The following is a 20,965-nucleotide window of genomic DNA, read 5'->3' as shown; positions in this document are numbered from 1 at the left end:
CATGGATAATATTTACTTATATCGTATCCATATAGATTTTATGTGTCAAAGAATTGGATTGGTTGTATCTTTTATAATCCAATCAGCTGCACTAAGTAAGTCTGAAAATACGGCATCAGCAAGAGAGTCACTTTCCCCAAGGAATATCCCTTTAGTTCCAGCTTTTTTTCCTGCCATTATATCTGTATCAGTGTCACCGACCATATAGGATTTGGTCAAATCCACATCATATTTGTAAGCAAGATCTTCAATCAGCTTGCTGTTTGGTTTTCGACAAGCGCAACCTTCTTTTGGCTTATGAGGACAATATACAACTTCGTCTATGATTGCGCCTTTCTTCTTTAACTCCTTTATCATATAATCATGAATCTGGATCAGTTGCTTTTCTTTCATAAATCCCAATCCTACTCCACCTTGGTTCGTTACGACAAATATGTAGTCAAAATAACCATTCAAATTTTTTATAGCCTCCGGAACACCTGGTAGAAAATATAAATCCTTTGGTTTATTCACAAATTTTACTCTCTTCGTTAAAACTTCATTGATCACTCCATCTCTATCGAGAAATACTGCTTTTTTCATCTACATCACACCCTTAATATTCTCTGGAGCTTAGTATTACCAGTAATATTGTTTTTAATAAATATGTGTCGTTATTGTTATGGAATGCTTTTAGGACCCAAATCATATAAAGTTCTGCTGTATTCACTCAACTAGTAGAATTTGTTAAAATATACTTAAATCAAGTCTCTGAAGGAAGATATGGATGGATCAATTACAAACACCGTTATTTGATGCTTTAGAAAAATTTAATAAGCTTACTAAAGTTTCCTATCATGTTCCGGGCCATAAAAACGGACAAGTCTTTTTAAAAAGAGGAAGCGAATTATATAATTCTGTGCTTTCAGTAGATGCGACAGAGTTGACAGGATTAGACGATTTGCATGCTCCTGAGGGGCCTATATTTGAGGCTGAGGCGCTCCTTGCAGATTTATATCATGCGAAAAAAAGTTACTTTCTCGTCAACGGATCGACCGTTGGAAATCTTGCGATGATTTTAGCAACTTGCACTGATGGAGATACGGTTATTGTCCAACGAAACTGCCATAAGTCCATTCTCCATGGACTTATGCTAGCAAATGTGAAACCTGTCTTTATTACCCCTAGCTATGAGGAAAAATGGGGAATTGCTAGTGGAATTGATGCCAAAGTAGTAAGGGATGCCTTAACATTGTATCCCGAAACCAAGGCAATAATTTTGACTTATCCCAATTATTACGGGTTTGCTGGGGATTTATCCGAAATTGTCACATTGGCCCATGAAAGAGATATACCTTTATTAGTTGATGAAGCACACGGTGCACATTTCATACTAGGAGATTCTTTTCCTAATAGTGCACTGACTTTTGGGGCAGATTTAGTTGTTCAGTCTGCTCATAAAACTTTACCTGCCATGACAATGGGTTCTTATTTGCATGCCAATAGTTCATTGATAGATGTACAAAAAGTTGAATTCTATTTGCAAATGTTGCAATCGAGTAGCCCCTCTTATCCAATCATGGGATCACTTGATTTGGCACGGGCCTATTTAGCTTCCTATACGAAAATAGATCAACAATTATTAATTAAAAAGATTGCTTTATTTAAGGAAAGCCTAGCTACTATTCAGGAAATTGAACTATTAGCACCATCAGCACAATTTAATGCAGATCCTTTGAAAGTGACGATTCAGTCAAAAAAAGGCATCTCCGGATTTGAACTACAATCCTTACTTGAAGAAAAAGGAATCTATACAGAATTAGCAGATGCTCGAAATGTCTTATTTGTTTTGCCTTTGTTAAAAAAAGACGCAGATTACCCTTTTCGCCAAACTGTTGACTTAATCGAAAATGCAGTAAAAGGACAAGTTGGAAGTAATATAGAATTTCCGATTGATAAAAATTCAAATAAAATTACAGCACTATCTATGTCATATGCCAAGATGAAGCAGACTATAACAAAACAAGTGTCCTTTTATGAAGCCATTGGCAAGATTTCAAGTGAAATGGTCATACCCTATCCTCCTGGTATTCCACTAATTATGGCTGGTGAGCTTATCACTGAAGACAAAATAAATTCTTTAATGAATTTATTAGCACTTCATGGCCACTTTCATGGTGGAACGTTTTTAAAAGAGGGCAAACTGATTGTATATCATGAAAGCTAAAAAACTCCTTTGCAGCATTTGAACTGCAAGGAGTTTTTCATTTAATCATAGACCTAACCTATTTTAAGTTACCAGGTACTGATTTCATAATTCGTCCAGATTTCACTTTACTTACTGGAGAAGTTGCAGGGCGTAGAACGCGCATCCCCTTCACCTCCTTTCTATAAAGAGGACAATTTTTCTGGTTAATCATAAATTTAAAATCTACTTCTTAAAAATCTTATTGAATTGTTTGTAGACTATTTTTCCAAACAAGATTTAATACCTTTTTAATATTTTTCTTCTCTGAAGGACAAGGTCTTTCGCCAGATACTACACGATACCACGGGCAGTGATTACCTTGACACGCTGGGCGATAGAAGCACGATTGACATACAGAGTCCGTTTCTTCTCCAGACATTACCCAAGATGCGATCTTATCATAATCAAGATCCATCGTACCATCTGCATGAAGATGCCCAACTTTGTTGACTTCTTCATCTAAAACGGTAGTACATTTGTATAATTGACCATTTGAACCAATGACCATAGCATTCGGCTTCGCTGCATAACAAACGGAAGCTGTTGGCATAAGTGAGCCCGTAATCATATTACTCATGCTAAGTCCTTCACCCATAGCTGTTTCAGTGAATTCCCAGATTTTCTTATTAGCAGTAATATGAGTGCATGTAGGGATTTCATCATTATGTTCCCCACCCCATCTACCAACTGGACGGAAGAATAGCCCAAACCGTTTATCATCTGCGAAATATTCTTTTAAAAATTGAATGAGATCGCCAGTTTCTTGTAGATTATCTTCATCGAAGTTGACACGAATGGTCATATCAAATTGTCCATCTACTTCTCTTATTGTTTTTAGGTTTTCAATAATCCTTTCAAATGTACCTTGACCGCCAGCCATATGACGACGACGATCATGAACTGCTTGAACACCATCAATTGTCACCATGTATTGGCGTACTTCCCAAGAAAGTAACTTTTCAAACACGTCTTTTGTTAAAAAGAAACCATTTGTAACGATATCAGCCGAATAATCAATTTTATATTCTTTTGCTTCAGCCATGAACGTATTTGATAATTCTTCTATAATCCCTAATTCGAGGAGCGGTTCACCACCGAACCAGCTAATATGTAAATTATTTAATGTATTTGCTCGTTCCTTTACTAGAGCTTTTACGCCGTTTTTCGTTTCATCTGTCATTTTTCCACGTGCAAATGTTTCATAACAATACGTACAACGGAAGTTACATTGTTCTGTTGTCATCAGAATAAGGTGCAACATATCAGTACGGTGCATCGATTGGTGCAAATATTCAGCTCTTCTTTTTTCATCTACGTTTTCTGGAACGATAAATCCATTTTCGAATAAAGCATTCTTCACATCACTATCTAAAGAATCTGTACCAGACCTTTTTAAGGACTCCATAACCTCTGCTTTTTCTTTATCTGTAAAATCAACAATAGCACCCGTATAGCTATTGTATAAAATCACACCACCATCATCAGTTTTAGACAATGCATTAAACTTTGATGGTACATATTTGTTGTTATTCTCCAAAATTCACAACCCCCTTGTTCAATCATTTTTATTCTTTTTCTAACACTTCTATTCCCAAGATGTACTATTATTTTTTCTTTAAAAATAGCAAGATATTAGAATTATAAAAATGAACAGTAAATGTAAAAACTACTTCATCATTAAAATTAGGAGCAGTTAATAATATCTTACCATAAAACTAGATATCAGCAATTCCAAATTGTTTTAAATGTTAGTAATGCTTCATTTATTAGAAAGATTCAAACGATTCAAGCTAAAACTTTGCAAAATTCAGAAGCAAGATATTATTAATAAGGCCAATCTTATTTTATGATTCCCCTTGAAAAGTCCTTTCTCTTATGACTGCCCCAAATCTCTTTTAATTCAAAAATTTGGTGTAAAAAATAGTAAGGTACCATCTCTCCATCTTCAACCATTTGCATTAGTTCCTGCTGTTCTACCCATTTAACAGCCTGTACTTCTTCTTCCTGTAATTGTAGTTCTTCAATGTTTACATCTTGGGTAATCATATAATAATCATCAAATCCATTAGGGAAATTTATCGTAAATCGTGGTCTTTCATTTGATAGGTTAATAACTAGTCCTAATTCTTCCTTTACTTCCCTTTCTGCCGCATTTTGACTAGTATCTCCCGCTACTGCAGAACCAGCAGCTGATAAATCCCACATATTTGGCCACCCTTTTTTCCAAGGCTGTCTTTGCTGAATCAATAACTGATTTTCGCTATTAAAAATACAGACATGGACTACCAGATGATAGTCTCCTTCATCCATTTGATCCCCTCTTCTATGTAATCTTCCGGTTAGTCTACGATCTTGATCATAAACATCCCATAATTCATCTTCATTTTCATCTCTTGTCATAGTGCATCCTCCTTTAGAAATTAAATTCCTTATGCAAAAAATTTTATTAACCAAACAATACTATAAATTAGGATACTAACTAAAATAAATCCTGCCATAAAATATGAAAAACTTTTTAGCAAACATTTACCTACTTCGTAAATAGTTGTTGCTAATTCATCAACTATTCTTCTCATCCCCATATCCCTCCCTAGCTAAGTATATCGTAAGGTCTTATATATTTTATAATTACCTGTTATAACACAACTAATATTTATGACATTGCAATCCTGTAAAAAAAGTGGTATCATTCCATTAAATTAAATATTCACTTATTTCAATATTTTCTTTGAAGTAAGGATAGAGGAGCAAAAACCATTAGTACACAATTGGAGGATAATGAGATCCGTTGATGATTGTGAAAAGGGGGATTTGCCGAAGTGGAGAGAACCTCATTTTTCTCGAAGCTGGTTCTGTTGTTGAATAAATACAGAACTGTCATGTAGTTATCTATATGGAGGGCTATCATACGCACAGAAATGAAACTGTTTCTACTGCAACAACGTAGCCTCGTTGTTGCTTTTTTGCGTTAACTTACTAATTGCCCTTCTCCCTCTAGTTTATTTATATAAAATAATGAAGGATGTGGAGAAGTATGAATTTTGGACAAATTTTAACGGCTATGGTGACACCATTTGATCAGAAAGGTGAAATCGATTTTCCTGCTGCAGAAAACTTGATAAATCATTTAATCGCAAATGGCACAGATGGGATTGTAGTGGCTGGAACAACAGGTGAATCTCCTACACTATCTACAGAGGAAAAAGTAGAATTATTTAAATTTGTTGTGAGAATAGTGGACGGAAGAGTTCCTGTTGTAGCGGGTACAGGATCTAATAATACAAGTGCTTCAATTGAATTGACAAAACAAGCTGAAAATGCTGGTGTCGATGCAATTATGCTAGTCGTTCCTTACTATAACAAACCTTCTCAAGAAGGATTATATCAACACTTTAAAGCCATCGCTGAAGAAACAACACTGCCAATCATTTTATATAATATTCCTGGCCGCAGCGTGATTAATATGGCAGTCGATACAACTGTACGCCTAGCTCAAATTCCTAATATCGTTGCGATTAAAGATGCTAGTGGTAACTTAGATGCAATGGCTGAAACCATTAGCCGAACACCCGAAGATTTTGCAGTATATTCTGGTGATGACAGTTTAACATTACCTGCACTATCAATTGGTGCCACAGGTGTCATTTCCGTTGCATCACACATTATTGGCAACGAAATGCAAGCAATGATTTCAAAATTCAAAAATGGCAATACAACAGAAGCTGCTCAAGATCATCGTAAGCTTCTACCAATTTTCAAAGGATTATTTGCCGCTCCAAACCCATCACCGGTGAAAGCAGCATTGAATATTAAAGGAGTCCCAGTTGGTGGCGTTCGCTTACCTATTATTCCTTTAAATGATGAAGAGACATGCGCTTTACAAGAAGTATTGAAAGTAGTGGATGAAAAAGAAGAAATAACATTATAAGTAAATCTTCATTTACTATCAGTATTTATATTCAACAAAGCTCACGCATATCAAATAAGATAAGCGTGAGTTTTTTATTTGGAGTTTCAAAGTTCGAAAGCATCGATGAAACTTATTCTCTTGTATTTACATTCCTTTTATTGCTTGCCACTTACCACCTTCAGACATCTGTCACACTTTTCAAATTGACGAATATACTGATGATGGAAGCCTAAGAAAAGGATTGATAAAAATGCAAAATAACTATAATTGGTATCCATGTACACATTGCTATTCACAAACCCATGGTTATTATAATTGGTATCCATCACCTCATGGGTATCAACCTGTTGCTATGCCATACCCACAAACTTCTACGCCTCAACTAGTAAGTACACCTATGAATAATAATGAGTCAATGTTGTTGAGAGATTATGGAAAGAATCCTTTCGCTATCAATATAGCAAGCGCTACTAAACTAAACAATACGTATCGTACTGCCCTTTGGACAGGTAAACATTTACAACTAACACTTATGAGTATTGAGGTTGGTGATGATATAGGATTGGAAATCCATCCTCATATTGACCAATTTGTAAGAATCGAAGATGGGCAAGGTGTTATTGTAATGGGCGATAGTAAAGATCAACTAACTTTCCGTAGAGAAGTTCATGGTGATGATGCTTTTATCATACCTGCAGGAAAATGGCATAACCTCATTAACACAGGCAACAAACCTATTAAACTATATTCAATCTATGCTCCTGTTCAACATCCGTATGGCACAGTTCAACAAACTAAAGATATTGCGAAAGCTCAAGAGAAGCATTAAAAGGCAGTTGGAAGAGTTAAACATCTTCCAACTGTTTTTTTCGTATTCATTTTTCGATAAATCTATCCTTCAGCCTACGAATAGTGACATGTACAAAGTATTTCACTACAATGAACATATAGAGATTGCAGGAGGCAAATAATGCATTCATTAATAGATATTGGTTTAAATTTAACAGAAAAAAGTTTCGCAAAGGATTCAAACGAAGTAGTAGACCGTGCAATTCAAAGCGGGGTTGGACAGATGATTCTAACAGGTTCAAGCGTTGGCGGAAGTGAGAAGAGTCTTGCAATAGCAAGACAATATCCCAACATTCTCTTTTCTACTGCAGGAATTCACCCACATGAAGCTAGTGAATTTACACAAGATTCGATTCTAAGCTTAAAGCAATTAGCCCAACATCCTGAAGTGGTAGCAATCGGTGAATGCGGACTAGATTTCAATCGGATGTATTCTTCGCAACAAATCCAAGAAGAATGTTTTGAAGCCCAATTAGAATTAGCAAGAGAGTTGGACATGCCAATTTTCTTACACGTTCGCGATGCACACGAACGATTCGTAGAAATCATGGAGAACCATTCAGATCTTATCGAAAAAGCAGTAGTCCATTGTTTTACTGGAAATACAACTGAAGTCAAAAAATATGTATCGATGGGTTTCCATATTGGGGTAACAGGCTGGATATGTGATGAAAGACGTGGACTAGATCTACAAGAAGCAGTGAAATATATTCCTCTCAATCGTTTGATGGTCGAAACGGATGCCCCTTATCTAACACCAAGGACTCTTCGTCCAAAGCCAAAACACGGACGTAACGAACCTGCTTTCTTACCCTATATTGCTGGTGAAATCGCTAAATATATGGGTGTATCCGCTGAAGATATAGCAAAACATTCCGTTGAAAATACTAAACGATTCTTTCAACTGTAAATAAAAAAGCCTCCATTTGGGGGCTTTTTGTATCTTAATCTACATCTCGGTATCTTACAGTTAAACCTTTTAAAAACTTCCGTGCAAAATTATCGCCGCATTCTTTATAATTTCGATGTCCAGGTTTTCTTAAAATAGCACCTAATTCACCTTTTGATACTGCAATACCGCCATCATCAAGAATATCTAGCATATCTTCTGTCTTTAGTTGTAACGCCACTTTTAGTTTCTTTAATAGCATATTATTAACATGATCTTTCGCATTGTTCGTAGGAACTGTATTGGTTGATTGGCCTGGTTTTGATTGTTGAGGTCCTCTTTTAAAAGTGATAAACCCATTCAAAAATGATTCTAACATTCGATCATTGCATTTAAGATAATCTTCTGTTTCTTCAATTTCCTCTTCTGTCAATTTAGTAAGAATTTTTTTCACTTGTTCCTTTGTAAGTTGTACACCACCAAGTTTAAAAATTTCCACCATATCTACATCTTTAATATCAAGGGCATATCTTAGTCTAATTAAAATATCGTTATTTTCCATTTAAAAACCTCCTATAAAACATATCGCCATTTTTTCAGCAGAACATACTAGTATTTGTTCTAATAATCAAGTATTATAAAATAAAATGTTGGAAATAAAATCCAAAAGATGGTGAATAAATAATGTCCCAAATAGAAGTTTATCATTATGATGCCTTTACTACAAAGCCAGGTAAAGGAAATCCCGCTGGAATTATATTAAATTCCGAGACATTAACAACAGAAGAAATGCAATCAATTGCAAAATCAATAGGTTTTAATGAATGTGCCTTTACCTTATCATCTGATATTGCAGATGTTAGGATTCGATATTTTACACCTGGTCACGAAACACCTTTATGTGGACATGCCACAATGGCCAGTATCGTAGCTTTATTGGAACAGGAGAGACTTATAAAGAAAGATTCCTATACGATAGAAACTCTTGCTGGTATTTTATCGATTCATGTGTCGAAAAACACTTCATATTATCAAGTATATATGGAACATATAGCTCCGCAGTTCGCTGAATTTAGAGGTTCCAAAAAAGATTTGGCAAATGCATTAAATATTACGGAAAATGAGATAGATGCTCGTTACCCCGTTGTTTATGGAAACACTGGGCAATGGACACTTTGCATCCCAATTGCACATATCAAATCCTTTGAAAAGATGAAACCCAATACAGAAGCATTTCCTAACATTTTAAAAGAAATGCCAAAAGCATCTGTTCATCCTTTTAGTTTTTCTGCCTTTGCTTCAGATGCCGATATGCATGCAAGACACTTTTCATCTCCATTCTCTGGAACAATTGAAGATCCTGTAACAGGTACTGGCTCTGGGGTAATGGGTGCATATTATGCAACATTCGTAGAACCCGCACGAAAAGAAAATTATGATTTAATAGTAGAACAAGGGCAAGAATTAAAAAAAGATGGCCGTGTCATTGTTCATATTCAACATCAGGATGATTTAAAAATAGCTATTACAGGCACTGCTGTTTTTGTAAAAAAATTTATGATTGATGTTGAATAAGCTATTGATACTATGAAGCTTCAGATATATGTTTCACATATAAAAAATGTACACTACTAAATTTGGACTTTAGCTGTGTACATTTTTCTTTATTTGGATTGTAGGTTCTATGCTACATGTCAGATGGAAATCTACGTAAGCCACTTCAAAAGTATGCAATTTTGATTTTTGGAAAGCGGATGCAATTACTTTAAACAGCTGGTGCTTTGTTTAGCACAACTCGGGCTTCCTTTTGCACAACTCAGATTCATCCCATCAAGACAATCATTAGCTTCTTAACATAAAGGTTTTAACTGGCTCATATTTTGGCTCTTTGTCTAAATTTGTTTGATATAAAACAATTCGATCAGCTATAAATGATAAAGAGTTATCATGGAAAGGATTATTTTTTTCTAGAAGTGCGGAATTAAATTCTTGGTCCCCTCCCCATCTTTTTGCCAAAGTAATGTGAGGGTTATAGGGTCGACTATCTAAAATAAATCCTGCATCACAGCATGATTGCTGGATAATTGATTGAAGTTTAAATAATGCATCTTCATGCTGAACAGCGCCCCAAAAAATCCGTGGTGATTTTGGATTCCCGAAAATATTAATACCTTGAATAGTAAGATTAAAAGCTTTTTCTTCCTTAATCGAGTTACCTACTAGATTGATTATAGTATGTTGCTTTTGCTCGTCCATCGCTCCGAGAAAAGCAAGGGTAATATGATAATCACTCTTGTGTACCCACCTTTTAAAGGCGAAATTTTGTTTAAGACTTTGCAGCTTATCTTGAATACTCTGTTTAATATCATCAGGCAATTGAACCGCCCAAAAATAATGTTTACTATTTTCCACTTCATCACGCTTCTTTTTATAATATAGTGTGAGAACTTAAAAAGTAATTGTTATCAACTAGCATGTACTTGTAAAAATGGCTTCATTCAAATAATGACAAAACTTTTGTGCATCCATTCATCCCCAATATCAATTATGAACCTTGCTCTCTAATTTCTTTTCGTGTTTAAATGCTGGCTTTACTTCGGCAATAATTATTGCTATTAAGATGATGAAGCTACCGATAATCATTCGGCTTGTTAGGATTTCATGTAAGATAATCACTGAGAAAATTGTTCCAAAAAGTGCTTCCGTAGATAAAATAAGAGCTGATTTTGTTGGGTCCGCATATTGCATGCCGATATTTTGACATACGTACGCAATAGTAGTACAAACTATGCCTAAGTATAAAATAACAGAAACTTCCTCTGATGAAATTGTTGTTGGTACTTCTCCTAATACAATGACAGCAATTATACTCAATACCGCTGCGGTGAATAGTTGAACAATTGTTAATGCAAGGGCATCCTCAGTCTTCACAAACATATTTGTATAAAAAATATCAAAAGCAAATCCTATTGCACTTGCGAGGGATAGGAAATCTCCTATATTCATCTGCATCGAGCCTTGTAGGGAAAGGAAGCCAATTCCTATAATCGCTAACAAAGCTGCTAACATTTCAAAGCCATCAAACTTTCGCTTATATATAACAAAGGCGATCAAAGGAACAATCATTACATTTACTGCAGTTAGAAATGCGTTTTTGGATGGCGTTGTATAGTCAAGCCCTATCGTTTGCACAGTAAATGCTAAAAATAGAATTACACCAAGTATGATTCCCTTCCATAAGACTCGCTTCGTAATAAGTTTCACATTTTTATGGAAAATTATAGTTAAAAATATAGTTGCAAGGGCAAAACGACCGGCCATTATTTGAAAGACAGTTAAATGTGCTAACCCTACTTTCATACCAATATAGCCACTCCCCCAAATAATAGCTGTTAAAAGCAAAAGTATTTCTCCTATGTATTTCTTCATGTTAGTCCTTCTTTCTACAATCGTACTTAAACTGAGTCAGTTCTGATTTTATTTAATAGGTGTTTGCCCATTAGCATAGCACAGGAAAGCTATATAGGTTGGACAAAATCTAAAATGAAAACCACGAAATTTTACAATCAGTAAAATTTTCGTGGCTTTATTTTTAGCCTATGCTATGGACATTTACCGTCATCTAATAGAAGTGCGCTAACGGCTTTCAAATAAATCGTTCATTATTCTTGATTAAACCAAAGAGGATCTTTATCATCGACATCACCATTATAATTGATAAAAATTTCTTCTCCAGCTTTTATATCTGTGTGAGCATAGAAGTCAAATGTTTGATTTCTAAAATTAATCTCATAAGTTGCATTTGGTTCATAAGAATGGTTAAACAGCATTCCATATCCTAGAAGGATAGCGGAGCGACCAATTCCATACTCAAAAGCATAATCTGCTAATAAGGTTTGCTCAATATATTGATGTTGTTCGTTTGGATAAGCAATGACTGGAGCTTCGTGTAGAATCTCACCTTTTTTGATATCACGTGTAGCAAAGACGCCTCTATTAAATTCTCCATCACTTATTGGAGATGTTTTTACCTCGATCATATTTTTACCTACTCACTTTTATATTTTTTCTTTTAACTGTACCATTATTTTGCCCATTAAGCTCTTTTTATTTTGAAAAATTATTTTACATGTTATAAAAACAACCATGTTATGAACAGAAACATCTAGGTTGCATAAAATAGTTATACAATCTATTTCCAAAAAGGATGATATAAAATGTCATTGACTATTTTACTAGCAAGACCGGATACTCATCCTAATAACGAAGAGACATCTGAGATATTGGACGACTATGGATGGGATATTGATCGTTGGGAGAATGACGGTGGAAAGTGTTGATACAAGATAAATGCTAAAAAAGTGTGAAGAGGCTCACACTTTTTTAGTGATTATTTTTAGCAATGTTTAACTCAGTAGAAAGTGAGAAAGTAATATTACTTGTTTTTGGAGTATGACGAGACCAATAGATAGCCACAAAGAGACCTGATACAATGTGCCAAGTGCCCCAAATAGCGGCAACAATTGCCATACCACCAAGTCCATCAAAAAAGTTAAAGACTAATATAAGTCCAAGACCTGAGTTTTGAATACCGGTTTCTATGGCAATCGCTCGTCGATCCACTTCTTCTACGCGTAGCAAACGTGCAGCCATATAACCTATAAAAATAGCTGACGCATTATGAATCACCACGATTATTAACACACTTCCAATATATTCAATAAAGGCATGAAAGTTATTTGTTACCATGATAACGATGAAAATTAAAAATACTGTAATTGAAAACTTCTTCATAAAACCAATCATTTTTAAGGCCCAACTTTGGAAAAAGCGTCGAACAAGCATACCTAGTGCTAATGGAAATGCTAGCATAAATAAAATTGCCGAGAACATATCCCAAACCCCAATACTAAATGAATTAATTAAGTCTGCTGTCGGTTTATACATAGATGCCCATAGCATCGTATTAAATGGTGTCATAAAAATAGCTGCTACAGTAGAAATCGCTGACATACTAATTGACAAAGGCGTATTTCCTTTTGCTAAATATGTAAGGAAATTAGATAAATTCCCACCAGGACAAGCAGCCACTAAAAATAAACCAAGTGCAATACTAGGATGAGGTTGCACAATAGAGACAAGTACGAATGTCATTGCAGGCAACAATACGAATTGTGCTGTTAAACCAATAAGCACGGGTTTTGGGTTAGTTAGAGTACGTTTAAAATCAGAAACCTGTAAATCTAATGCTACACCGAACATAACAAATGCAATAACAATATTCATAATTATAAGAGAAGACTCACTAAAATTGATTTGAAGATGATCAATCCCCATGTAATACCTCCGTTTCATTTGATTTTCTAGATCAGATGCTCTTTTACCTTGTTACTTTGTCTTGGCTAGGTTGAACAGGCTTGGCAAGGCCTAAATGCTCACGTAATGTGCTACCCGTATAGTCTGTACGGAATAAGCCACGACGTTGTAGTTCTGGTATTACTTCATCGACAATTAAGTTTAAATCTTCTGGGAAAGTAGGCGGAATGACGTTAAATCCATCTGCTGCACCTTCTTTAAACCAAAGTTCTAGTTGATCTACAACTTGCTCCACTGTTCCTGTTACTTCCCAATGCCCACGTGCTGAAGAAATACGCTCATATACATCCCTTAAAGTCTTCAACCCCTCTCTTTTAGCGATAGTTGAAATGATTTTATAACGAATGCGTGGATTCGTTGAGTCATCTTCATATGAATCATAATCTGGAAACTCTGCGTCTGGATCTTGCCCCCTGAAATCGATTTGTGTAAATTCAGATAGTTGCTGTAAACCTGCACTTGGCATGATCAATGAATTTAGATAAGCACGTTTTTGATAAGCCTCTTCTTCCGTCTTACCAACTGTAATATAAACTCCAGGCATAATTTTGACATCATCGGGCTGGCGATTATATTTAGCTAGACGACTTTTTACATTTTGATAAAAAGCTTGCCCTTGCTGTAATGATAAACAAGCAGTAAATACAACATCAGCCGTTCTGGCAGCTAATTCAACGCCCGCTTCAGATGAGCCTGCTTGCACTATAACAGGATATATTTGAGGTGGAGCAGGTGAGTCTAAATAGCCTGAGACTTTAAAGTATTTTCCTTCATGTTGAAATGGATGTACTTTTTCCATATCTAAGAAATGGCCACTTTCTTTATTGGCGATTACAGCATCTGTTTCTATTGAGTCCCAAAATTTTTTAGTGACATCTAGAAACTCCTCTGCGCGTTCATAACGATCGGCATGAGATAAATGTTTTTCCTTTCCGTAAACTGTCGCCTCTAAATCATTCGCAGAGGTGACAACGTTCCAACCTGCACGACCTTTTGAAAGGTGATCTAAACTGCTAAACTTGCGAGCAATATGGAATGGCTCATTGTATGTTGTACTAGCCGTAACTGTTAAGCCAATCTTTTTTGTTACGGTACTTAAAGCTGCCATGATTAATAGAGGATCTAGTTTTAATTCTGAATATGAATGGGCATCTAATGGGCGCATTACTGAATCTGCGATAAATAATGTATCAAACTTACCCCTTTCCGCATTTTGAGCTATCTCTGTTAGCCACTCAATATCGTAGTTGCGTGAAGATTGTGAGGCAGGATGACGCCAGCTTGCTAAATGCTGCCCCGGTAACTGAATAAATAATCCTAGATTCATTTGTTTTGTCATGTTAATTCCCCCTATTTAAAGTAGCAAAATTAATTTATTAGGCAAAAAAAGACCTTTCATTGCAAAATGTGCAATGAAAGGTCTCTAGTATGTCTAGTCAACCTAATACCTAGTTAATTAATAAGTATTATATTGATTCGAGAGATAAGTGTCAACTTTATTCGATAAACAAATTTAAAGTTCATCCTAGGTTTATAATATAGAATGCATTAAGTTTAAAGTATTCGACTTTGCAGCTTTATAGAATTGCAAAATCTAGTTATTTCTATAGATTCCCAAAAATCAGCAAAAGTATTATTTGAACGCATATAGAAATTATTAAGTTTAATAAAAAAACGAATCCCACATTAAAGGGATTCGTTTTTTGCATTCAATATTAACGTTTTTCTTCTTCATCGTCCCAACATTCGACATCGCCAATATTCGGTACATCTTTTTTATAAAATACTGGGTCTTTACCTTGTTTACGTTGAGCCAAATAATTGTTGATAACAGGTTTTGCCACTTTCCATAGTAACAAAATAGCAAGCAAGTTTATAAGCGCCATAATAGCCATAAATAGATCTGCTAAATCCCATACAACTTGTACTTTTGATACTGAGCCAAACATTACAAAGGCTACCACCAAAATGCGGAATATCAATAGAGCCGTTTTCGATTCCTTGATAAACCCTATATTTATTTCACCATAATAGTAATTACCAATTACCGTACTAAATGCAAACATAAATATAGCAATTGCTAAGAATACGCCTGCCCAATCACCTAGAATTCCAACTAACGATGCTTGAGTTAAGTTTACCGAAGCTGCATTTGTTTGTAGATATGCATCACTAAGTAATACAATCGCTGCAGTTGAAGTACAAACTAATAAAGTATCAATAAACACTCCTAATGTTTGGATCAGACCTTGTTTTACTGGGTGAGTAACTGATGCTGTTGCAGCTGCATTCGGTGCAGAACCCATACCAGCTTCATTGGAGAATAAACCACGTTTAACTCCATTCATGATTGCTGCTCCTAACATTCCCGCGAATGCTTCTTGTAATCCAAATGCAGACTTAACAATAAGAATAATCACATTGGGAAGTTCTTTAAAATTGATCAATACAACTAAAAGTGCAATAACGATATATGCAATCGCCATAACGGGCACAATAATTTGAGTCACACTGACAATACGTTTCAATCCGCCAAATACAATAACTGCTGTTAAAACGGATAATATTATACCGACTAGTAATCGATTTGTACCAAAACTTTCTTTAAAAGCAATTGTAATCGTATTTGCTTGTACAGCGTTAAAAACAAAACCATAAGTTAATGTAATAACAATGGCAAAAAGTACACCCATCCATCTTTTATTTAAACCTTTTTCCATATAATAAGCAGGGCCACCACGGAACATTCCTGTACTATGGTCTTTAACTTTGTATACCTGTGCCAATGTACTTTCGACTAGTGCAGATGCGCCACCGATAAGTGCAACAATCCACATCCAAAATACAGCACCTGGTCCTCCAATTGCTATTGCTGTTGCAACACCTGCAATGTTCCCAGTACCAATACGAGAAGCAGCTGAAACCGTAAAAGCTTGGAAAGAAGATATACCTCTTTTTCCTGATTTGTCTTTTGGAGCTTTTTCAGTAAGAAGTTTAAACATATCAGGAATCAATCGAAATTGAATAAATTTTGTTTTAAAGGTAAAAAACAATCCAGCTCCAATTAACAATATTATTAATAAATACGAATATAAAAATGTATTTACTTCATTTAATACACTATCGAACCAATCCATAATTTTATAATTTCTCCTCCTACAGCTTGTTCTAGTCCCTTAAGACTAAAATCACATCTTTTAAAATATGAATCTTGAAAACTGATAACAAACCAAATATAAAGTAAAATAATAGTTATTTCTTTTTATTTCACTCTTTATTAATTATATCATTATAACTAAACTTCAATTATTGTTATATTACTTACTCAAAAGTCAATATTCTAAACTATCAGTCATTATATAAAGCTATCATCAGTTCGAATATCAATCTAAAGTTACCCGTCCAGAATTTATACTCCTTATTAATTTTACTGAAACCGTTGCTAATTTATCTTCTTCAAATAAGAATTGCCATAAAAATATACAGTTAACACTTCCTCTTTTTGAAAAGCCTAGTATGTAATTTTCAACAGTGTACAAAACCAATATTTTTAATTTTTACTTACCAATTAGTGTATTAATGTTATGAAATTGAGAAAACATAAGCATGAGGACAGTATCTGAACAGGAGTTATAAAATGAGCAATTCTTCATTTGAAAAAAGCTATCTTGAAAAAAGTTTGGAAGATAATATTCAAACCATAAAAAAGATCCTTGGAAGCCCAGCTGACTTAATTATCCGAAAAAGTAGCATTGGAATTATTGAACATAAATTTGCCATGATTTATATGAAAGGACTTGTAAACGAGGAGCAAGTAAATAATAACATCTTAAGAATTCTTGAGCTGAATAAAAAGGACATTCAAGGAAATTTGTTTGATACGGTTTACGAAGAAATGATCGCACTAACTGAAATAAAAAAATCCCAAAAACTCGAGCAAGTGATTAAAACCTTATTAAGCGGAGATACAGTTGTTCTCTTAGATAATTGTGACCTAGCTATTCAGTTAGGGACGAGTGGTGGTGAATTTCGTGCCATTGAGGAACCACAGTCTGAAGCTGTTATACGCGGTTCTAGGTCCGGTTTTGTGGAAAATTTAAAATTTAATCTCGCGCTTCTACGAAGGGAAATCAAAGACCCAAATCTTCGTATTAATATGATGGAAGTTGGAAAACATTCTAATCAAAAGGTTGCGATTTGTCATATTGAGGGACAAGTTAAACAAGAAATAGTAGATGAAGTCGTTCAGCGATTAAAAACAATTAATGTTGATTTTGCCCCAGATTCAGGATTTATTGAACAATGGATTGAGGACAGTAATTTATCGCCATTTCCACAAATACTTGATACAGAAAGGCCTGACAGAGTTGCCTATAATTTATTAAAGGGAAAAGTTAGCATTATCGTAGAAGGTTCCCCCTTCGCTCTTCTTATGCCAATAACGATTGGAGATTCCCTTAAAACTATTGAAGATTACAACCAAAGATGGCTGATAAGTACATTATTACGATTTTTGCGATTTGTTTCCTTCTATATGACACTTTTTTTACCGGCCCTTTATGTAGCACTCGTATCCTATCATCCTGAATTGATACCGACGCAGTTGTTATTTACCATTGCTGCCTCAAGAGAAGGTGTTCCTTTCCCTTCTTTAGTTGAAGCATTATTAATTGCATTATTTTACGAAATATTGCAAGAGGCTGGGACAAGATTACCTAGAAAAATTGGTCAAACCATTGGGATTGTAGGCGGTATTGTTATTGGTGAAATTGCTGTTCAAGCAGGTATTGTAACTCCCTTAATGGTCATTGCCATATCCCTTACGGCAATTTCGGCATTTACGCTTCCAAATTACAGTCTTTCTATAGGGCTTAGAGTAATACGTTTTGGAGCCATTTTTGCTGCTACTTTACTTGGATTATATGGAATCATCCTAGTCTTTATAATGATTCATATTCACTTGGCAAATTTAAAAAGCATTGGAATCCCTTATTCAGCACCTTTTGCTCCAAATCACTTATGGGATTTAAAAAATGTTGTCATCCGAGCGCCCATTACCACACTTACAAAGCGGCAACCTCAGCCATTTTTAGAACCTATGAAAAGCAAGCAAAAGACTAATGGAGGAAAAGGTAAATCATGACACTTTATAAAGAGCCAAAAGAATTCATCAATGATAAAGACATTATGTTTGCCGTAGCCTCAAATATTGCTAGTATTACCATTTTGTTTTTACCACGTCATATTGCTGAAAATACAGTTTCTGCGGATGGCTGGCTTACTATTTTATTAGGTGGCCTTATTGCAATTGTTTTAGCATGGTTCCTTGCAAAAATCGCAAGTTCCTTTCCAAATCAATCATTTCTTTCTTTTGCATCTTATTTAGTTTCGAAACCAGTTGCCACTATGTTGAGCATTGTTTTTATCATACAGTATATTGCCATTTCGTCTTTTCAAATTAGAGAAATTGCAACATTATCCCATGAATATTTATTTGATCGCACACCATTAGAAGTAGTGTGTTTAGCCTTTATTCTCGTAGTTATCTATGCTGCCAGCGGTTCGCGCGCAGCTATTTTCCGTCTGAACATTCTTTTTTTCCCTTTGTTATAGGTGGGCTCTTATTACTGATTTTCTTTCCTCTTGGAGCGATGAAACTTGAAAATTTACTTCCTATTTTTGAGACGGATTTAAAAGGAATCGTTCAAGGAACAACTTCTAGTTTACATGCCTTTTTAGGTTTTAGTATCGTGCTATTTTACATTTCTCTTGTCAAAAAGCCGCAACATACACCTAAGATGACTGTGTTAGGGATCTTATGGCCATTTTTCTTCTATATTGTTATTTTTATTGTGTGCATTGGTATTTTTGGAAATGCTACTACAAATAATCTTTACTATCCGGTATTTGAATTGTCAAAAATAGTATCAAGTCCAGGAAACTTCATTGAACGATTCGATTTTATTTATTATTTGGACGATTATCGTTTTTACAACAAGCTTAATGGCCTTTGATATTGCTGTATTGTTACTTAATTTGATTTTTAAAAATGCCAACAAACAGACTATTATTTTTATTTTATCTCCAATTATTTTCTTTTTAGCTATGCTGCCGAAAAATTATATCGAAGTCAATAAGATTGCAAATTATATGGTATATATAGAAATTGGCTTTTTAGTTTTTGTTACTTTTCTTCTTGGATTTATGTTACTGATCAAGGGTGTGAAGATGAATGATTAAAATAAGGAGCATTATTTTTTTATTATTTTGTCCGCTACTTCTTTCTGCTTGCTGGGATAAAAATGAGGTAGAAGAAAGAGGATTCGTATCCGGGATTGCCGTCGATCTTGCTAATAGTCCTAGCATGATAAATATTAATGAACACCCACAACCGCAAGAAAATGGGAAAATGCAATTACAGCAAGACGAAGAAATATTAAATCAAAACGTTGATGGAGATTTTACTCAAAATAACAATGATAAATTCAAATTAACACAGCAACTAATTGTACCTTCTGGGCTTGGACAGGCTCAAAACAGTGGAGGTAATACGATGCCGGCCTTTCGGAATTTAACTCAAACTGGCAATACTATTATTGAAATGAATCGAGATATGATTAAACAAGCAGGCCGAATTACAAATGTGACACATCTAAATGTTGTCCTATTTTCTGAGGCAGTTGCATCAGAAAAGGGAGTATTTGCAGATTTAATGGATATTTTCTTACGCGAGAAAGAAATGTTACGTAGCGTAAAAGTTGCCATTACAAAAGATCATGCTGGGGATTACCTATACATTCTCCCTGAAAATGAGAAGATACCAGGTATGTATATTTCGAAACTATTAGAGAATAAGTCCAATTTAGAAATTGCACAACCACTCACAGTTGGAGATGTACAATCTTTACTTCTATCGAAAAAGAGTTTCGCAATTCCAATATTAAATATTGTAAATACTTCAACGATCAATTATTCTGGGCTGTCAATCTACAACGGAAATAAGAAAAAAATTGTAGGTATGTTAACAGGTGATAATGCGAAGGGATTAAATTTCATCAATTCAAAAGATCAAACAGGCACTTTGGACATTAAATTTAATAATCATGATGTAACGCTTGAAATATTAAAAATAAATAGCAAACTTTCACTAAAAAATAATGATAAGAATCATTTAAAATTCAAGAATAAGATTGATGTTCAAGCAGGCATCGCAGAGCAATACGGTTCCCTTGATATCATGAACGAACACCAATATAAAAAGTTAAAAACAGAATTAGAAAAAAAGATTACAGAAATGACTACAGATACGGTTTCTCTTTTACAGGGAAATATGCAAACAGATTTACTCGGGCTAAATACACATCTTTATAAATACCATTATTCTTTATGGTCATCCATCAAAAATGATTGGGAAAGCGGTCAACATTATTTTTCAAAAAGCAATGTCAAAATTGATGTAAAAGTAATCGAAAAACCTGGAAATATTATTAAATCACATTAAGGAAGAGGATATTCACATGTGGAATGTTATTATAGACCGATTGACTAATATAACAACAATTATTTGTACAATTTTATCCTTTGCGATACCTTTTGCTATTTATAAGATTAATAAAATCTTCCACAATAATACCAATCCCCCATGGAAAAGAAATAGTTCGAATCAATAAATTCATTTTTACTATTAAACTCCAAAGCCGCAATGTAGTTAAAA

At 34.7% G+C, this 20,965-nt stretch carries 20 protein-coding genes, 1 pseudogene and 1 riboswitch; of the genes and pseudogenes, 9 read left to right on the top strand and 12 right to left on the bottom strand.

The genetic code is table 11. The features are described 5' to 3' along the window. Positions 1-45 precede the first annotated feature (45 nt). Positions 46-582 (bottom strand): D-glycero-alpha-D-manno-heptose-1,7-bisphosphate 7-phosphatase, encoded by a 537-nt coding sequence (locus D1606_RS02395; RefSeq protein WP_119414427.1) that lies wholly within the window; start codon positions 580-582, stop codon positions 46-48. A gap of 184 nt (positions 583-766) precedes the next feature. Here D1606_RS02395 and D1606_RS02390 point away from each other — a divergent pair, with 184 nt between their 5' ends. Beyond that, positions 767-2,206, top strand: a complete 1,440-nt coding sequence (locus tag D1606_RS02390) for an aminotransferase class I/II-fold pyridoxal phosphate-dependent enzyme (RefSeq protein WP_119414426.1) — start codon at positions 767-769, stop codon at positions 2,204-2,206. A gap of 58 nt (positions 2,207-2,264) precedes the next feature. On the opposite strand, the gene D1606_RS19185 is transcribed toward D1606_RS02390, so the two are convergent. From D1606_RS19185 to D1606_RS18655, 4 genes are all read right to left on the bottom strand, one after another. Next, positions 2,265-2,399 (bottom strand): hypothetical protein, encoded by a 135-nt coding sequence (locus D1606_RS19185; RefSeq protein WP_255416287.1) that lies wholly within the window; start codon positions 2,397-2,399, stop codon positions 2,265-2,267. A 27-nt stretch (positions 2,400-2,426) separates the two neighbouring features. Next, positions 2,427-3,764 (bottom strand): radical SAM/SPASM domain-containing protein, encoded by a 1,338-nt coding sequence (locus D1606_RS02385; RefSeq protein WP_233548003.1) that lies wholly within the window; start codon positions 3,762-3,764, stop codon positions 2,427-2,429. 302 nt (positions 3,765-4,066) lie between these two features. Continuing rightward, positions 4,067-4,627: an NUDIX hydrolase gene (locus D1606_RS02380; RefSeq protein ID WP_119414425.1), complete on the bottom strand. Its 561-nt coding sequence runs from the start codon at positions 4,625-4,627 to the stop codon at positions 4,067-4,069. A gap of 29 nt (positions 4,628-4,656) precedes the next feature. Beyond that, complete coding sequence (locus D1606_RS18655) at positions 4,657-4,803, bottom strand: hypothetical protein (RefSeq protein WP_158582305.1); 147 nt, start codon at positions 4,801-4,803, stop codon at positions 4,657-4,659. Positions 4,804-4,959: 156 nt separating this feature from the next. After that, a riboswitch (Lysine riboswitch) is annotated at positions 4,960-5,139 on the top strand. A 122-nt stretch (positions 5,140-5,261) separates the two neighbouring features. On the opposite strand from D1606_RS18655, the gene dapA reads away from it, so the two are divergent. The 3 genes from dapA to D1606_RS02365 all read left to right on the top strand — a co-directional run bounded on the left by dapA (position 5,262) and on the right by D1606_RS02365 (position 7,896). Then, positions 5,262-6,155 (top strand): 4-hydroxy-tetrahydrodipicolinate synthase, encoded by an 894-nt coding sequence (gene dapA, locus D1606_RS02375; RefSeq protein ID WP_119414424.1) that lies wholly within the window; start codon positions 5,262-5,264, stop codon positions 6,153-6,155. Between the two features lie 232 nt (positions 6,156-6,387). Further along, positions 6,388-6,966 carry a cupin domain-containing protein gene (locus D1606_RS02370; RefSeq protein WP_119414423.1) on the top strand — a complete coding sequence of 193 codons (579 nt, stop codon included), beginning with the start codon at positions 6,388-6,390 and terminating at the stop codon, positions 6,964-6,966. Positions 6,967-7,107: 141 nt separating this feature from the next. Further along, entirely contained in the window at positions 7,108-7,896 is a 789-nt protein-coding gene (locus D1606_RS02365; RefSeq protein WP_119414422.1) for a TatD family hydrolase, read from the top strand. A 34-nt stretch (positions 7,897-7,930) separates the two neighbouring features. Here the strand turns inward: D1606_RS02365 and D1606_RS02360 are convergent, their stop codons facing one another. Beyond that, positions 7,931-8,437 carry a YehS family protein gene (locus D1606_RS02360; RefSeq protein ID WP_119414421.1) on the bottom strand — a complete coding sequence of 169 codons (507 nt, stop codon included), beginning with the start codon at positions 8,435-8,437 and terminating at the stop codon, positions 7,931-7,933. A gap of 122 nt (positions 8,438-8,559) precedes the next feature. Between D1606_RS02360 and D1606_RS02355 the strand changes: the two genes are divergently transcribed. After that, on the top strand, positions 8,560-9,450 hold the full coding sequence (locus tag D1606_RS02355; protein ID WP_119414420.1) for a PhzF family phenazine biosynthesis isomerase: 891 nt from the start codon (positions 8,560-8,562) through the stop codon (positions 9,448-9,450). Positions 9,451-9,717: 267 nt separating this feature from the next. On the opposite strand, the gene thpR is transcribed toward D1606_RS02355, so the two are convergent. The 3 genes from thpR to D1606_RS02340 form a co-directional block, all read right to left on the bottom strand. Beyond that, a complete protein-coding gene (gene thpR / locus D1606_RS02350) occupies positions 9,718-10,287 on the bottom strand; it encodes an RNA 2',3'-cyclic phosphodiesterase (RefSeq protein ID WP_119414419.1) in 570 nt (189 codons plus the stop codon). Positions 10,288-10,416: 129 nt separating this feature from the next. Continuing rightward, the gene (locus D1606_RS02345) at positions 10,417-11,304 is read right to left on the bottom strand and encodes a DMT family transporter (protein WP_119414418.1); all 888 of its coding nucleotides are present in this window, start codon (positions 11,302-11,304) and stop codon (positions 10,417-10,419) included. A gap of 233 nt (positions 11,305-11,537) precedes the next feature. Beyond that, a complete protein-coding gene (locus tag D1606_RS02340) occupies positions 11,538-11,915 on the bottom strand; it encodes an SET domain-containing protein (RefSeq protein WP_119414417.1) in 378 nt (125 codons plus the stop codon). 177 nt (positions 11,916-12,092) lie between these two features. Between D1606_RS02340 and D1606_RS19180 the strand changes: the two genes are divergently transcribed. Further along, positions 12,093-12,215, top strand: coding sequence for a hypothetical protein (locus D1606_RS19180; RefSeq protein WP_255416286.1), 123 nt, complete (start codon positions 12,093-12,095; stop codon positions 12,213-12,215). Positions 12,216-12,258: 43 nt separating this feature from the next. Here the strand turns inward: D1606_RS19180 and D1606_RS02335 are convergent, their stop codons facing one another. The 3 genes from D1606_RS02335 to D1606_RS02325 all read right to left on the bottom strand — a co-directional run bounded on the left by D1606_RS02335 (position 12,259) and on the right by D1606_RS02325 (position 16,388). Next, the gene (locus D1606_RS02335; RefSeq protein ID WP_119414416.1) at positions 12,259-13,212 is read right to left on the bottom strand and encodes a bile acid:sodium symporter family protein; all 954 of its coding nucleotides are present in this window, start codon (positions 13,210-13,212) and stop codon (positions 12,259-12,261) included. Positions 13,213-13,255: 43 nt separating this feature from the next. Next, positions 13,256-14,590 (bottom strand): LLM class flavin-dependent oxidoreductase, encoded by a 1,335-nt coding sequence (locus D1606_RS02330; protein WP_119414415.1) that lies wholly within the window; start codon positions 14,588-14,590, stop codon positions 13,256-13,258. 376 nt (positions 14,591-14,966) lie between these two features. Further along, positions 14,967-16,388 carry an alanine/glycine:cation symporter family protein gene (locus tag D1606_RS02325; RefSeq protein WP_119414414.1) on the bottom strand — a complete coding sequence of 474 codons (1,422 nt, stop codon included), beginning with the start codon at positions 16,386-16,388 and terminating at the stop codon, positions 14,967-14,969. A 500-nt stretch (positions 16,389-16,888) separates the two neighbouring features. Here D1606_RS02325 and D1606_RS02320 point away from each other — a divergent pair, with 500 nt between their 5' ends. From D1606_RS02320 to D1606_RS02300, 3 genes and pseudogenes are all read left to right on the top strand, one after another. Next, entirely contained in the window at positions 16,889-18,394 is a 1,506-nt protein-coding gene (locus tag D1606_RS02320; protein ID WP_119414413.1) for a spore germination protein, read from the top strand. Next, positions 18,391-19,265, top strand: a pseudogene (locus tag D1606_RS19275) (GerAB/ArcD/ProY family transporter). Before D1606_RS02320 ends, D1606_RS19275 begins: the two are co-directional and overlap by 4 nt. 218 nt (positions 19,266-19,483) lie before the next feature. Continuing rightward, positions 19,484-20,752: a Ger(x)C family spore germination protein gene (locus D1606_RS02300; protein ID WP_119414409.1), complete on the top strand. Its 1,269-nt coding sequence runs from the start codon at positions 19,484-19,486 to the stop codon at positions 20,750-20,752. The last annotated feature ends 213 nt before the right edge of the window (positions 20,753-20,965 follow it).

Origin of the sequence: Rummeliibacillus sp. POC4 (assembly GCF_003576525.1) — a bacterium.
In the GTDB taxonomy this organism is placed as follows: domain Bacteria; phylum Bacillota; class Bacilli; order Bacillales_A; family Planococcaceae; genus Rummeliibacillus.
The sequence above is the reverse complement of the archived record's forward strand: the minus strand, read 5'-3'. Positions and strand labels throughout refer to the sequence as shown.

Bases quoted from the DNA above. Each gene is read 5' to 3' on its own strand.
- D1606_RS02395 (WP_119414427.1), bottom strand. From the start codon at position 582: ATGAAAAAAGCAGTATTTCTCGATAGAGATGGAGTGATCAATGAAGTT.
- D1606_RS02390 (WP_119414426.1), top strand. From the start codon at position 767: ATGGATCAATTACAAACACCGTTATTTGATGCTTTAGAAAAATTTAAT.
- D1606_RS19185 (WP_255416287.1), bottom strand. From the start codon at position 2,399: ATGATTAACCAGAAAAATTGTCCTCTTTATAGAAAGGAGGTGAAGGGG.
- D1606_RS02380 (WP_119414425.1), bottom strand. From the start codon at position 4,627: ATGACAAGAGATGAAAATGAAGATGAATTATGGGATGTTTATGATCAA.
- D1606_RS18655 (WP_158582305.1), bottom strand. From the start codon at position 4,803: ATGAGAAGAATAGTTGATGAATTAGCAACAACTATTTACGAAGTAGGT.
- dapA (WP_119414424.1), top strand. From the start codon at position 5,262: ATGAATTTTGGACAAATTTTAACGGCTATGGTGACACCATTTGATCAG.
- D1606_RS02370 (WP_119414423.1), top strand. From the start codon at position 6,388: ATGCAAAATAACTATAATTGGTATCCATGTACACATTGCTATTCACAA.
- D1606_RS02365 (WP_119414422.1), top strand. From the start codon at position 7,108: ATGCATTCATTAATAGATATTGGTTTAAATTTAACAGAAAAAAGTTTC.
- D1606_RS02360 (WP_119414421.1), bottom strand. From the start codon at position 8,437: ATGGAAAATAACGATATTTTAATTAGACTAAGATATGCCCTTGATATT.
- D1606_RS02355 (WP_119414420.1), top strand. From the start codon at position 8,560: ATGTCCCAAATAGAAGTTTATCATTATGATGCCTTTACTACAAAGCCA.
- D1606_RS02345 (WP_119414418.1), bottom strand. From the start codon at position 11,304: ATGAAGAAATACATAGGAGAAATACTTTTGCTTTTAACAGCTATTATT.
- D1606_RS02340 (WP_119414417.1), bottom strand. From the start codon at position 11,915: ATGATCGAGGTAAAAACATCTCCAATAAGTGATGGAGAATTTAATAGA.
- D1606_RS19180 (WP_255416286.1), top strand. From the start codon at position 12,093: ATGTCATTGACTATTTTACTAGCAAGACCGGATACTCATCCTAATAAC.
- D1606_RS02335 (WP_119414416.1), bottom strand. From the start codon at position 13,212: ATGGGGATTGATCATCTTCAAATCAATTTTAGTGAGTCTTCTCTTATA.
- D1606_RS02330 (WP_119414415.1), bottom strand. From the start codon at position 14,590: ATGACAAAACAAATGAATCTAGGATTATTTATTCAGTTACCGGGGCAG.
- D1606_RS02325 (WP_119414414.1), bottom strand. From the start codon at position 16,388: ATGGATTGGTTCGATAGTGTATTAAATGAAGTAAATACATTTTTATAT.
- D1606_RS02320 (WP_119414413.1), top strand. From the start codon at position 16,889: ATGAGCAATTCTTCATTTGAAAAAAGCTATCTTGAAAAAAGTTTGGAA.
- D1606_RS02300 (WP_119414409.1), top strand. From the start codon at position 19,484: ATGATTAAAATAAGGAGCATTATTTTTTTATTATTTTGTCCGCTACTT.